The organism is Pseudomonas sp. 210_17 TE3656 (assembly GCF_054821965.1).
The window spans coordinates 230649-244163 of the sequence record NZ_JBTRBC010000001.1; the positions used below are offsets into that span (position 1 = coordinate 230649).

13 protein-coding genes are annotated in these 13515 nt (G+C 63.2%); 10 read left to right on the forward strand and 3 right to left on the reverse strand.

The window, feature by feature from the left end; translation table 11 throughout:
• Positions 1-50: 50 nt before the first annotated feature.
• The 9 genes from ACVI9W_RS01145 (at position 51) to ACVI9W_RS01185 (ending at position 9922) form a co-directional block, all read left to right on the forward strand.
• A complete protein-coding gene (locus tag ACVI9W_RS01145) occupies positions 51-869 on the forward strand; it encodes an ABC transporter substrate-binding protein (RefSeq protein ID WP_038611625.1) in 819 nt (272 codons plus the stop codon).
• Between the two features lie 10 nt (positions 870-879).
• Complete coding sequence (gene lhpI, locus ACVI9W_RS01150; RefSeq protein ID WP_461528898.1) at positions 880-2661, forward strand: cis-3-hydroxy-L-proline dehydratase; 1782 nt, start codon at positions 880-882, stop codon at positions 2659-2661.
• Complete coding sequence (locus ACVI9W_RS01155; protein WP_342622373.1) at positions 2654-3319, forward strand: amino acid ABC transporter permease; 666 nt, start codon at positions 2654-2656, stop codon at positions 3317-3319. The genes lhpI and ACVI9W_RS01155 overlap by 8 nt, the downstream gene beginning before the upstream one ends.
• Positions 3320-3329: 10 nt before the next feature.
• Positions 3330-3980, forward strand: a complete 651-nt coding sequence (locus ACVI9W_RS01160) for an amino acid ABC transporter permease (protein ID WP_038611632.1) — start codon at positions 3330-3332, stop codon at positions 3978-3980.
• Positions 3973-4695, forward strand: a complete 723-nt coding sequence (locus tag ACVI9W_RS01165; protein WP_038611635.1) for an amino acid ABC transporter ATP-binding protein — start codon at positions 3973-3975, stop codon at positions 4693-4695. The genes ACVI9W_RS01160 and ACVI9W_RS01165 overlap by 8 nt, the downstream gene beginning before the upstream one ends.
• 98 nt (positions 4696-4793) lie before the next feature.
• Complete coding sequence (locus ACVI9W_RS01170; protein WP_461528899.1) at positions 4794-5822, forward strand: trans-3-hydroxy-L-proline dehydratase; 1029 nt, start codon at positions 4794-4796, stop codon at positions 5820-5822.
• Between the two features lie 123 nt (positions 5823-5945).
• Positions 5946-6863, forward strand: a complete 918-nt coding sequence (locus ACVI9W_RS01175) for a dihydrodipicolinate synthase family protein (protein WP_038611641.1) — start codon at positions 5946-5948, stop codon at positions 6861-6863.
• 70 nt (positions 6864-6933) lie between these two features.
• Positions 6934-8316 (forward strand): fosfomycin efflux MFS transporter AbaF, encoded by a 1383-nt coding sequence (abaF, locus tag ACVI9W_RS01180; protein ID WP_461528900.1) that lies wholly within the window; start codon positions 6934-6936, stop codon positions 8314-8316.
• 25 nt (positions 8317-8341) lie between these two features.
• A complete protein-coding gene (locus tag ACVI9W_RS01185; protein WP_461528901.1) occupies positions 8342-9922 on the forward strand; it encodes an aldehyde dehydrogenase (NADP(+)) in 1581 nt (526 codons plus the stop codon).
• An 83-nt stretch (positions 9923-10005) separates the two neighbouring features.
• On the opposite strand, the gene ACVI9W_RS01190 is transcribed toward ACVI9W_RS01185, so the two are convergent.
• Positions 10006-11250: an Ig-like domain-containing protein gene (locus ACVI9W_RS01190; RefSeq protein ID WP_461528902.1), complete on the reverse strand. Its 1245-nt coding sequence runs from the start codon at positions 11248-11250 to the stop codon at positions 10006-10008.
• A 333-nt stretch (positions 11251-11583) separates the two neighbouring features.
• On the opposite strand from ACVI9W_RS01190, the gene ACVI9W_RS01195 reads away from it, so the two are divergent.
• Positions 11584-11892 carry a DUF3077 domain-containing protein gene (locus ACVI9W_RS01195; protein ID WP_461528903.1) on the forward strand — a complete coding sequence of 103 codons (309 nt, stop codon included), beginning with the start codon at positions 11584-11586 and terminating at the stop codon, positions 11890-11892.
• A 212-nt stretch (positions 11893-12104) separates the two neighbouring features.
• On the opposite strand, the gene ACVI9W_RS01200 is transcribed toward ACVI9W_RS01195, so the two are convergent.
• Together ACVI9W_RS01200 and ACVI9W_RS01205 are read right to left on the reverse strand one after the other, a co-directional pair.
• Positions 12105-13112 (reverse strand): Ldh family oxidoreductase, encoded by a 1008-nt coding sequence (locus tag ACVI9W_RS01200; protein ID WP_342622377.1) that lies wholly within the window; start codon positions 13110-13112, stop codon positions 12105-12107.
• Between the two features lie 210 nt (positions 13113-13322).
• Entirely contained in the window at positions 13323-13511 is a 189-nt protein-coding gene (locus tag ACVI9W_RS01205; RefSeq protein ID WP_107023323.1) for a hypothetical protein, read from the reverse strand.
• Positions 13512-13515 lie beyond the last annotated feature (4 nt).

Consider the following 13515-nt stretch of genomic DNA (forward strand, 5'->3'; position numbering starts at 1 on the left):
CGAAATCTCAGCTACGATATTTAACAGCACTCACCCACCACGAGGCACCTATGAAAAACCGCACATTTGCCGTAGCCCTCAGCGCTGTTCTCAGTACCACCTTTATTGCCAACGCCCAGGCCGACAAACTCGACGACATCATCGGCTCCGGCAAGCTGCGCTGCGCCGTAACCCTGGACTTCCCACCGATGGGTTTTCGCGACGAAGCCAACAAGCCCGCCGGCTTCGACGTCGACTACTGCAACGACCTGGCGAAAATCCTCGGGGTCGAGCCCGAAGTGGTCGAAACGCCCTTCCCTGATCGCATCCCGGCCCTGGTTTCCGGCCGCGCCGACGTGATCGTAGCGTCCACCTCCGACACCCTGGAGCGGGCCAAGACGGTCGGTCTGACCGTGCCGTACTTCGCCTTCCAGATGGTCGTGCTGACCCGCGACAACACCGGCATCAACAGCTTCGAGGACCTCAAGGGCAAGGCGCTGGGCAACACCAGCGGCACCTATGAAGCCATCGCCCTGGAGAAGGACGTGAAGAGCTGGGGCAGCGGCACCTTCCGCGCCTACCAGTCGCAGAACGATACCCTGCTCGCGGTCGCCCAAGGGCATATCGACGCGACTGTGGTCACCAACACCGTCGCCGCCGCCACCCTCAAGTCCGGCAAGTACAAGAACCTCAAGGTCGCCGGTAACGCGCCTTACGTGATCGACTACGTATCGCTGGGCGCCAAGCGCAACGAGTACGGTCTGCTGCGTTACCTCGACCTGTTCGTCAACCAGCAGGTGCGCACCGGGCGCTACAAGGAGCTGTTCACCAAGTGGGTGGGCACCGAAATCGCCCCGACCGACCTGACCGTGCCACAGGTCTACTACTGAGGTGGGCAGCATGACCAGCACTCCCAAACCCCTGGCCGGGCGTAGCCTGGTCGAGGGCGCGGCCCAGGGCGAACTGCTGTTCGCCGACACCGGGCTGAGCTTCTGGGGCGGGGTCGACCCGTTCAGCGGCGAAGTGATCGACCGCCATCATCCGCTCAGCGGCCAGTGCATCGCCGGGCGTGTGCTGGCGATCCCCAGCGGACGCGGCTCGTGCACCGGCAGCAGCGTGATGATGGAACTGATCAGCAACGGCCACGCACCGGCAGCACTGGTGCTGGCCGAGGCCGACGAGATCCTGACCCTCGGCGTGCTGGTCGCGCAGACCCTGTTCGGGCGCTCCTTGCCGGTGCTGTGCATCGGCAAGGAGGCTTTCGCCGGTTTGCGCGGTGCAGGCTTTGCGCGGGTCGAAGGCGAGCGCCTGAGCCTGTTTGCCCGGGCGCCCGCCGCCGACTGGCAGGCCCCGTCGTTTACCCCGGCTGACCGGCCATTCAGCAGCACCCTGAAGCTGAGCCCGCAAGACCAGGCGCTGCTCAGCGGCGAGCACGGCAAAGCCGCGCAGATGGCGATGCAGATCGTCCTGCGCATGGCCGAGCTGCAAGGCGCCGAGCAGTTGCTGGACGTGACCCAGGCGCATATCGACGGCTGCATCTACACCGGCCCCGCCAGCCTGCGCTTTGCCGAACAGCTGGTGCAGTGGGGGGCGAAAGTGCGGGTGCCGACCACGCTCAATTCCATTTCGGTCGACCAGCGCCGCTGGCGCGAACTGGGCATCGACCCGGCGCTCGGCGAGCCGGCCAGTGCCCTGGGCGATGCCTACATGGCGATGGGCGCGCAATTGAGCTTTACCTGCGCGCCTTACCTGCTCGACAGCGCGCCAACCCTGGGCGAACAGGTGGTCTGGGCCGAATCCAACGCGGTGGTCTACGCCAACAGTGTGTTGGGTGCGCGCACGCTCAAATACCCGGACTACCTCGACATCTGCATCGCCCTCACCGGTCGGGCACCGAGCATCGGCTGTCACCTCGACAGCCAGCGCAAGGCCCAACTGATTGTTGAAGTGCCGCCGCTGGACGGCCTCGACGACAGCTTCTACCCCCTGCTCGGCTACCACATCGGCGCCCTCTCCGGTTCGCGGATTCCTCTGGTGCGCGGGCTGGAACAGGCGCAACCCGGCCTGGACGATCTCAAGGCGTTCGGCGCCGCCTTTGCCACCACCTCTGCCGCGCCGCTGTTTCATATCGCCGGGGTGACGCCCGAAGCCCTGGACCCGGCGCAAGTGCTCGAACCCGGCGCAATCCTACCGACCGAGCGCCTGCACCTGAAGGAATTGCTGCACAGCTGGCGCGAGCTCAACAGCGCCCGCGAGCCGCAGGTCGATGTGGTGTCGCTGGGCAACCCGCATTTCTCGTTCAGCGAGTTCGCCGCACTTGCCCGCCTGTGCCAGGGCCGGCACAAACACCCGGACGTAGTGGTGGCGATCACTTGCGGTCGCGCAGTGCTCGAACAGGCCCGCGCCGCCGGCCATATCGCCGGGCTCGAACGCTTCGGCCTGACCCTGGTGACCGACACTTGCTGGTGCATGCTCGGTGAGCCGGTGATCCCGCCGGCGGCGCGCACGCTGATGACCAACTCCGGTAAATACGCCCACTACGGGCCTGGCCTGGCCGGTCGCCCGGTGCATTTCGCCAGCCTCGCCGAGTGCGTCGAATCGGCCTGCAGCGGCCAGGCCAGCGGTCGCCTGCCAACCTGGCTGCAACCTGCCGTCTGCAAGGAGAGCCCCGCGCATGTTTGACTACACCTTCCAATGGCGTTCGGCCCTGCGCGCCCTGCCGGATATGCTGACTGGCGCCTGGGTCACCTTCGAGACCGCCGCGTTGTCGATGATCTTCGGGGTGTTGATTGCCCTGGCCCTGACCGTGATGCGCGAAGGCAAACAGCCGTTGCTGCGCGGCTTTGCCGATGGCTGGGTGTCGATCGCGCGCAACACCCCTTCGCTGTTCCAGATCTACATCCTGTACTTCGGCCTCGGTTCGATGGGCCTGCATGTCAGTTCGTGGATCGCCCTGCTGGCGGGGATCACCTTCAACAACGCCGGGTACCTGGCGGAGAACTTTCGCGGCGGCCTCAAGGCCGTGCCGACCACGCAGATGCGTGCGGCGCGCTCGCTGGGCATGAGCGCCTTCCAGACCTACCGGATGATCGTCATTCCGCAATTGCTGCGGGTGGTGTTCTACCCGTTGACCAACCAGATGGTCTGGGCGGTGCTGATGACTTCGCTGGGGGTGATCGTCGGCCTGAACAACGACCTCACCGGCGTGACCCAGGACTACAACGTCAAGACCTTCCGCACCTTCGAATACTTCGCCCTGGCGGCGGCGCTCTACTACGTGATCGCCAAGGCGATCGTCGCAGTTGCGCGGCTGATGGCCTGGCGCTTGTTCCGCTACTGAGGAGCCCGGCATGTTCTCTACCAGCTTTACCTGGAACGACTTCATGTTCCTGCTCGACGGGGCCAGGGTCACCGTGCAACTGACCTTCTGGGCCATCCTCCTGGGCACCTTCGCCGGCTTGCTGTTCGGCCTCGCCCGCGCCCTCTGGCCACGGCTCAGCCTGCCCCTGGCGTGGGTGCTGGATGTGTTTCGCAGCGTGCCGTTGCTGATCCAGTTCGTGCTGTTCAACTCGTTCAAGAGCATCGTCGGGCTGAACATCAGCGCCTTCAGCGTCGGCTGCATCGTGCTCGGCGTGTACACCGCCGCGTACTTCACCGAGATCGTCCGCGGCGGTGTGCTGGCGGTGTCGCTGAGCGTGCGCCGGGCCAGCCGTTCGCTGGGCATGAGCTACCTGCAGGATTTGCGCTGGATCGTCCTGCCGATGGCCACCCGGGTGGCGTTTCCCGGCTGGCTGAACCTGGTGCTGGGGGTGATGAAAGACACCGCGCTGGTGATGTGGATCGGCATTGTCGAACTGCTGCGCGCCTCGCAAACCATCGTTACACGGATTCAGGAACCCCTGCTGGTGCTGTGCATCGCAGGCCTCATTTACTACGTCATGAGCCTGGTGGTTGCCCGCCTGGGCGCCCGTCTGGAAAGAAGGTGGCAAGAAAATGATTGAGATCCAGAACGTACACAAATCCTTCGGCAACCTCGAAGTGGTCAAGGGCGTGAGCCTGACCGTGGACAAGGGCGAAGTGGTGTCGATCATCGGCGGCTCGGGTTCCGGCAAGTCGACCTTGCTGATGTGCATCAACGGCCTTGAAGAGATCCAGAAAGGCAGCATCCGCGTCGACGGCGTTGAGGTACACGACCGCGCCACCGACCTGAACCGCTTGCGGCAGAAGATCGGCATCGTCTTTCAGCAGTGGAACGCCTTTCCGCACCTGACGGTGCTGGAAAACGTGATGCTGGCGCCGCGCAAGGTACTGGGCAAGAGCAAGGAGCAGGCCGAAGAGCTGGCGGTCAAGCAACTGACCCACGTCGGCCTTGGCGACAAGCTCAAGACCTTCCCCGGCAAGTTGTCGGGCGGGCAGCAGCAGCGCATGGCGATTGCCCGGGCGCTGGCGATGTCGCCGGATTACATGCTGTTCGACGAAGCCACCTCGGCGCTCGATCCGCAGCTGGTGGGTGAAGTGCTGGACACCATGCGCATGCTCGCCGAAGACGGCATGACCATGGTGTTGGTGACCCACGAAATCCGTTTTGCCCGCGATGTGTCGGACCGCGTGGCGTTCTTCCGTAACGGCCTGGTGCACGAGATCGGCGCGCCGGACCAGGTGATCGGCAACCCGTTGCAGCCGGAGACGGCGGCATTTTTGAAGTCGGTGAAATAACAGCATCGCGGGGCAAGCCCGCTCCCACCGAGGTCACGCTGTGGGAGCGGGCTTGCCCCGCGATAAGGCCCTCCAATCAAACACAAGGAGTCCCGTGTATGCGTTCATCAAAGATCATCCACATCGTCAATTGCCATGCCGAAGGCGAAGTCGGCGACGTCATCGTCGGTGGCGTCGCCCCGCCGCCCGGCGCCACCGTCTGGGAGCAATCACGCTGGATCGCCCGCGACGAGACCCTGCGCAACTTCGTCCTCAACGAGCCGCGCGGCGGCGTGTTCCGCCACGTCAACCTGCTGGTGCCGCCGAAGGACCCACGCGCGCAGATGGCCTGGATCATCATGGAGCCCGCCGACACCCCGCCGATGTCCGGCTCCAACTCACTGTGCGTGTCCACGGTGCTGCTCGACAGCGGCATCCTGCCGATGACCGAACCGGAAACCCGCCTGGTGCTCGAAGCCCCTGGCGGCCTGATCGAAGCGGTCGCCGAATGCCGTGACGGCAAGGTGCAGCGGGTGGAAGTGAAGAACGTGCCGTCGTTCGCCGACCGCCTCGACGCCTGGATCGAAGTCGAAGGCTACGGCTCGCTGCAGGTCGACACGGCCTACGGCGGCGACAGCTTCGTCATCGCCGATGCCCGGAAACTGGGTTTCGCCATTCGCCCGGACGAAGCCCGGGAGATTGTCGAGATCGGCCTGAAGATCACCCACGCCGCCAACGAGCAGCTGGGCTTTCGCCACCCGCTGAACCCGGACTGGTCGCACATCTCCTTCTGCCAGATCGCCGCGCCCATCGAGTACGAGAACGGTGTCGCCACTGGCGCCAACGCCGTGGTCATCCGTCCCGGCAAGATCGACCGCTCGCCCTGCGGCACCGGTTGCTCGGCACGCATGGCGGTGATGCAGGCCAAAGGCTTGCTCAAGGTCGGCGATCGCTTTATCGGCCGCTCGATCATCGGCTCGGAGTTCCACTGCCGCATCGATTCGCAGACCGAAATTGCCGGGCGGGAAGCCATCTACCCGTGCATTTCCGGGCGTGCCTGGATCACCGGCACCCACCAATTGCTCCTCGATCCGAGCGATCCATGGCCACAAGGCTACCGGCTGTCGGACACCTGGCCCGGCGCCTGATCACTAACCCGTTGATTTACAAACACCCTTAAAACCCGATCCGCGATACACGAAAAAAACACTGGTCGACATCACACACTTTTAATATCGTATACGAAATACAATTAACAACCGGAGAACACCATGAGCAAGCACGTAAACTGGAGCGGCGTCTTCCCTGCGGTCACCACTCAATTCAACGACGACTTCTCGATCAACCTGGAGAAAACCCACGAGGTGATTTCCAACGTGATCCGCGATGGCGTCTCGGGCCTGGTGGTTTGTGGTTCGGTGGGTGAAAACACCTCGCTGACCGCCGAAGAAAAGATCGCCGTTACCGAAGTCGCCGTCGACGCCTCGCGCGGCCGGGTCCCGGTGATCTGCGGCGTGGCCGAGTTCACCAGCGTACAGGCGGCCAAGGTGGCCAACGCGGTGCACAAGGCTGGCGTCGACGGGGTGATGCTGATGCCGGCGCTGGTCTATGGCTCCAAGCCGTTCGAGACCGCCGAGCACTACCGTTATGTGGCCAAGCACGCCGACGTGCCGCTGATGGTCTACAACAACCCGCCGATCTATAAAAACGACGTCACCCCGGACATCCTGATTTCCCTGGCCGACTGCGACAACGTGGTGTGCTTCAAGGACTCCTCCGGCGACACCCGGCGCTTTATCGACGTGCGCAATGAAGTCGGCGATCGCTTCGTACTGTTCGCAGGTCTGGACGATGTGGTCCTGGAAAGCATCGCCGTCGGCGCCCAGGGCTGGGTCTCGGGCATGTCCAACGTGTTCCCGAAAGAAGGCGAAACGATCTTCCGCCTGGCCAAGGCCGGCCGCTTCGCCGAGGCCCTGCCGATCTACGAATGGCTGATGCCGATCCTGCACCTGGATGCCCGCGCTGACCTGGTGCAGTGCATCAAGCTGTGTGAAGCCATCGCCGGTCGCGGCAGCGCGCTGACCCGTCCGCCACGCCTGGCCCTGCCGGAAGCGGATCGGGTGTTCGTCGAGCAGATCATGGCCAAGGCCCTGGCCAACCGTCCGCAGCTGCCAGACGTCGGCCTCTGATGTGATGACCGGGCCGGCTCCGTGGTGGAGACCGGCCCGCCTGTTTTGCGCCCATACAGGAACCGCCAGCATGTCCAGTCACCCTTCCAGCGCAACCACCCCTGCAGGATTGAAACGTGTCGTCGCCGCGGCCATGGCCGGCACCGTCGCCGAATGGTATGAATTCTTCCTTTACGGCACCGCCTCGGCACTGGTCTTCGGCCAGTTGTTCTTCCGCCAGACCGACAGCCCCATCGACGGCATCATCGCCGCCTTCGCCCTGTATGCCGTGGGCTTTCTCGCCCGCCCTCTGGGCGGGCTGGTGTTCGGTCACTACGGTGACAAATTCGGCCGCAAGCGCCTGCTGCAACTGAGCCTGGTGGTGGTCGGCATCACAACCTTTCTGATGGGCTGCCTGCCCGGATTCGACAGCATCGGCTATGCCGCACCGGTGTTGCTGGTGCTGTTACGGCTGATCCAGGGCTTTGCCTTTGGCGGCGAATGGGGCGGTGCCATCCTGCTGGTGTCCGAGCACTGCCCGGACAACCGTCGCGGTTTCTGGGCCAGCTGGCCGCAAGCCGGAGTGCCGGCGGGCAACCTGATCGCGACCCTGGCCTTGCTCCTGCTGTCGAGCACCCTTGCCGAAGAGCAGTTCCTCGCCTGGGGCTGGCGTGTGGCGTTCTGGTTCTCGGCGGTGGTGGTGCTGATCGGCTACTGGATCCGTACCAGCGTCGACGACGCGCCGATCTTCAAGGAGGCCCAGGCCCGTCAGGCGCAAAAGGCCGAGCAGCAACTGGGCGTGGTCGAGGTCTTGCGCCATCACTGGCGTGCAGTGCTGGTGGGGATCGGTGCGCGTTTTGCCGAGAACATCCTCTACTACACCGTGGTGACCTTCTCGATTACCTACCTCAAGCTGGTGGTGCACAAGGACACCTCGCAGATCCTCCTGCTGATGTTCGGTGCGCACCTGTTGCACTTCTTCCTGATTCCGCTGATGGGCTACCTGTCCGACCTGGTCGGACGCAAGCCGGTATACCTGACCGGCGCGGTGCTCACAGCGTTCTGGGGATTTGTCGGCTTCCCGATGATGGACACCGGCAACAACTGGCTGATCATGGCGGCGATCACCCTGGGCCTGGCCATCGAATCAATGACCTACGCGCCCTACTCGGCGCTGATGGCCGAGCTGTTCCCGACCCATGTGCGCTACACCGCCCTGTCGCTGTGCTACCAGGTCGCGCCGATTTTCGCCGGTTCCCTCGCACCGCTGATCGCCATCACCCTGCTCAACAAGTACCACAGCTCGACACCGATTGCCTGGTACCTGGTCGGCGCCGCGCTGATCTCGATCGTCGCCGTCGGCCTGACCCGCGAGACCCGTGGCAAGTCGCTGCACGCGGTCGATGCCGAGGCTGCCGCGCGCATTGCCGCCGGGCAAGCCGCGCCTGTTCGCCAGGGCAGTTCGCTGGCCTGACCCCACCTTTGATATGGAGTGCTCCATGCCGGACATCATCGGCCACAACTACATCGGCGGCGCCCGCAGCGCCGCTGGCACTGTCACCCTGCAAAGCCATGCGGCGAGCAGTGGTGAAGCCCTGCCCTATCGTTTCCATCAAGCCACGCCCGAAGAAGTGGACGCTGCCGTCCGCGCCGCGCAACAGGCGTATCCAGCGTTCCGTAGCCTGTCACCGGAGCGGCGCGCGGCATTTCTCGAAGCCATCGCCACACAACTGGATGCCCTGGGTGATGATTTCATCCAACTGGTGACCTGCGAAACGGCGCTGCCCAATGCCCGTATTCTGGGCGAACGCGGGCGCACCAGCGGGCAGATGCGCCTGTTCGCCCAGGTGCTGCGCCGGGGTGACTTCCTGGGGGCACGGATAGACCGTGCGCAGCCGGACCGGCAGCCACTGCCACGTGCCGACCTGCGCCAGTACCGCCTTGGCGTCGGCCCGGTCGCAGTGTTCGGTGCCAGCAACTTCCCGCTGGCCTTCTCCACCGCTGGCGGTGACACCGCCGCCGCGCTGGCCGCCGGTTGCCCGGTGGTGTTCAAGGCGCACAGCGGCCACATGGCCAGCGCCGAAGTGGTCGCCGACGCGATCATCCGCGCCGCCGAACAGACCGGCATGCCCAAGGGTGTGTTCAACATGATCTACGGTGCCGGGGTTGGCGAAGCGCTGGTCAAGCACCCGGCGATCCAGGCGGTCGGTTTCACCGGTTCGCTCAAGGGCGGACGCGCGCTGTGCGACATGGCCGCCGCACGGCCGCAACCGATTCCGGTATTTGCCGAGATGAGCAGCATCAACCCGGTGCTGGTACTGCCACAGGCGCTGGCCAAGCGTGGCGAGCAGATCGCCCGCGAACTGGCCGCCTCGGTGGTGCTCGGCTGCGGACAGTTCTGTACCAATCCGGGGCTGGTCATCGGCCTGCGCTCCCCCGCGTTCAGCGCCTTCAGCGAGCAACTGGCGGGACAACTGGCCGAACAAGCAGCGCAGACCATGCTCAATGCCGGCACCCTCGCCAGTTACACCAGGGGCGTGCAGGCACTGCTTGCACATCCGCGCATCACCCACCTGGCGGGCCGTGCGCAACAGGGCAACCAGGCCCAACCGCAGTTGTTCAAGGCGGATGCAAAGCTGCTGATCGAGGGTGATCCGCTGTTGCAGGAAGAGGTCTTCGGTCCGGCCACCGTGCTGGTCGAAGTGGCCGATGTCGGCGAGTTGCATCAGGCCCTGAACGGTCTGCACGGCCAGCTCACCGCGACGCTGATCGGCGAAGCCGCGGACCTGCAAGCGCATGCCGAGCTGCTGCCACTGCTGGAACAGAAAGTCGGCCGCGTACTGTTCAACGGCTACCCGACCGGCGTCGAAGTCTGCGATGCGATGGTGCATGGTGGGCCGTATCCAGCGACATCGGATGCGCGTGGGACGTCGGTTGGCAGCCTGGCCATCGATCGTTTCCTGCGCCCGGTGTGCTACCAGAACTGCCCGGATGCGCTGTTGCCTGAAGCGTTGCAGGACGCCAATCCATTGGGCATTGCCCGTCTGGTTGATGGCCAGAGCAGCCGCCGCCTGCTTTAGGAGCAAACCGCCTCCACTTCCCCTGACGGGTACGTGGAGGCGGTGGATTAACGTTTTTTCGTACTAACCCTTGGTGTCCCAAATCATCGGGGGAACACGAAGGCGAACCCCGTACATAAGCGGAGTGATGGTGCTGCTGTTACGTATCCGGGGGGGATGTATGAAAATACACTATTTTGGAGATTTATATATTGAGACCACCTCCCCCCTCCTGGTATGTGTTCCTCGCTGAAAAAAGGATCCGTGTAGATGTACTCCCTTTGTATGTTCTGCGGGACGCGGTATTTGCTCCCTAGGCGCGCGGCTATGGCAGAAACCTCGGCTGGGGATGTGAGTGTTCTCCCAGTGGTTGCGTTCGCCCATTGCTTGTATTCGGGATAGTTCATTAGGGTTGGATTGTATAGACAACGCGTAACGTTCGATGCCATGACTTGGAATGTTGCAGTAGTCTCATTCTGGTCGGTTACGGTAATGGTGGCGGTGCCATTCCCCTCGCTTCGCACCAGGCCGGCACTGTCGACGGAGGCAATCATAGGGTCGGAAGATGTGTATGTGTATGGTGGGCGCCCCCCCGAAGGTGTCCGCTTTCCCGTTGTGTTGAGTGGATCAGTTCCGGTGTGTGTGTAATTGATTCCTGTGCCTGCGAGTGAAATGTTGGAACCGTTGAGTACCATCGGTGTGGGGTCCAGGATCAGCTCTGGCCTCACCTTGACCGTATAGGTCCTGATTGGGAATACCACCGCCTCTGCTTCGCTCTGACTGCGACCCAGTGCTGCCTTGAACTCGACCGTCAGCATCGAACCGTCCTTGAGCTCCTTTAGGTCGCTCAGCAGTACCGCGACATCAAAATAGCCATTGGTAATCCAGCTCGAACTAGTTTGGCCTGACGGTGGTTGCCACAGCACTTTATGATATTCAACGCCATTGGCCAGGGTGCCCGTGAGCCGTAGCCAGACATACTGGCCCAAGGCGATGAGGGGCCAGCTTACCTGGCGTACCGTGGCATTGCTGGTGAGGGCCGATACATCCAGCTCCGGCCCCTCGCCGCCATTGGCCCCCTGAAGGATTCTCGGGGCCGTCAGCGCACTGGCCGACAATGGCCACACCGCCAGGATCAGGGTAGCCGAAGACACCGGTGTGCCGTCGCGAATGACCGTGTAACGCACTGTCACCGGCTTGCCCAGGTTGAACGCCACCACCGTATTCGGAATCACAATCTCCTTGATACCGACCGTGCCCACCGGCACGGGGAGGGAGGTGTGCGAGCCTTCGGCCGGCGTCCCCGCAGCCCCGGTCCAGGTCACGCTGATTAGGTCGGCGCTGACCATACCGGTGTACTGGGGGTGTCAAATTGCTTCGAAAGATTTTAAGTCTGGTCATTTCAGGTCCTAGGAAATAACCTACGCGGTCTGTCGATGCCCTTCTGATTGCTCTGGGAAACCAGTCCTAATAGGCTCGCCTAGTCACTGTCGTTTAAGTGACCGGGTGTGGAAACCCGGAAAGCAATTTAAGGAGTAGCCTTTATGGCGGTTGTGCGCGGGAGACATTCGTGTCTGCCGGGTTTGGCTCCTATTGCCCCGGTTTTCCACCCCGCGTACAGCTGCCACCCCTTTGTGTGGAAACAAGTGGTAGGCAGCTCAATTACGCAATAGGAGGCTGCCATGAAAAAAATCGTCCCCGATCCACCAATACCCTCGCTCTATCCCACCCTCGAAAAACCGTTCGGCGACTGCCCCGCCGGTCACCCGCAATTGTTCTCCGTCAACGCCGGCCTCGCCCCGCACGATGCCCTGGTGCATATCTCGCTGTACCTGCGTTGCGCGTATGACACGGGCAACAAGGCTTTCGATGGTATCGATGAATCATCCAAGGGCTTTCTCTGGTCCACCCTGCATTCAGTGGAGATGGCCAAGGGGCTGGCTGAGGCTTTGCTCGATGCCCTTGAGGATGGAGAGTTGAGCCCTCTTTGAAAGCATCGCGGGTGTACAAGCGGAGACATCGTTTACACCGTTAAACGGAGTAAACGATGTCTCCGGTCCGTACACCAAGAAAAAAGTAGGCCGCCGTAAAGGCGGAAGGGGCCGCCAGCGTCGCCACACCGAATGGATAAGCTCGCATTCGAAGCCCAGCCCAACCCAACCCAAAGACCATACTCCCCCGGGATTCCGTGAAGATCCTTTCGTTATGCCAGCAACGCCTTGAGATCGTTGTACAAGGCTTCTGGAATCTCTACACCCTCTACCAGGCTGCGCGCCCGCGCGGCATAACGACGCTGTGAAGGCAACCGCGCGCCCTGCCCTTCGATGCTTTCAAACACCGTTTCAGCGCGAGCCAGATGCTGATCGGCAGCGTCTCCGAGAAACCGCTTCGGGTCCAGGGCAATCAGCAATTCCCCATGATAGGGCGAAGATTTGCTGCCATCGGCATGGGCCAGCGACTCAGCACTGGTCAGATCGCCGATCAACGGCCCGGCAATCAACTCGACCATCGCCGCCAGGGCCGAGCCCTTGTGCCCACCGAAGGTCAGCATCGCACCACGGTCCAGTACCACATTGGGATCGGTACTGGGCCGGCCGTGCTCGTCCACGCCCCAGCCTTCAGGGATCGCCTTGCCCGCGCGCCGGTGCAGTTCAATGTCACCCCGGGCAATGGCACTGGTGGCAAAGTCGAACACATAAGGATGCTTGCCCACCCGCGGCCAGCCGAACGCGATGGGGTTGGTGCCGAACACCGGCTGATGGCCGCCGGCCGGCGCAACCCAGGCATGGCTCGGGGTAAACGCCAAGGCGACCAGGCCGGCCTCGGCCAGTTGCTCGATCTCGACCCACAAGGCAGAAAAGTGCACACAGCGGTTGATCGCCAGGGCCGCGATGCCGTTGCTCCGTGCCTTGGCTTGCAGCAGCGGCAAGCCGGCCTGGAACGCCAGCTGCGAGAACCCGCCGGCGGCGTCCACACGCACGATCGAAGGTGCCTGATCAATCACTTCGGGGCGCGCGTCGGCTACCACCTTGCCGGCCTTGAGCGAGCTGACGCAACCCAGCACCCGGTACAGGCCATGGGATGCGCAACCGTCGCGCTCACCGGCAACAATGGTGTCGGTCACCGCCTGGGCGTGGTCAGCCGTGAAGCCATTGTGCAAGAGGATCGAATGGGCAAGCGTTCGCGCTTCGGACAGGGTCAGTCGGATCATGGTCATCTCCTTGAGCAGACTGTCCAGCCTGCCCGACCCCTGCCTTACCGGCTTGATCGCTTTAGCCCGTTGCGGTGACGAACTCGGCACAGCCTTTGGCCGGCGGGCCTGAAAGTGCTGCAAAGCATCCACCCTGTGGGAGCGGGCTTGCCCCGCGATACGATGTAGCTGAGACACCCAATCGCGGGGCAAGCCCGCTCCCACAGTGAACTAATCTTCGGCCTCGGGGAAGTTTCGACAACTCTTGCGTTCGGCCAGCTCTTTGTCGCTGGGGCGTTGTTCGACGAACACTGCATGGCCGTCCTTGTAGATTTCCAGGTATCCCCACTCCAGGTCCTCTTCCCGTTGACCGGGCTGTGGCGGCGTACGCCACCAGGGTTCGCGACTGATCAGCTCCATGGGC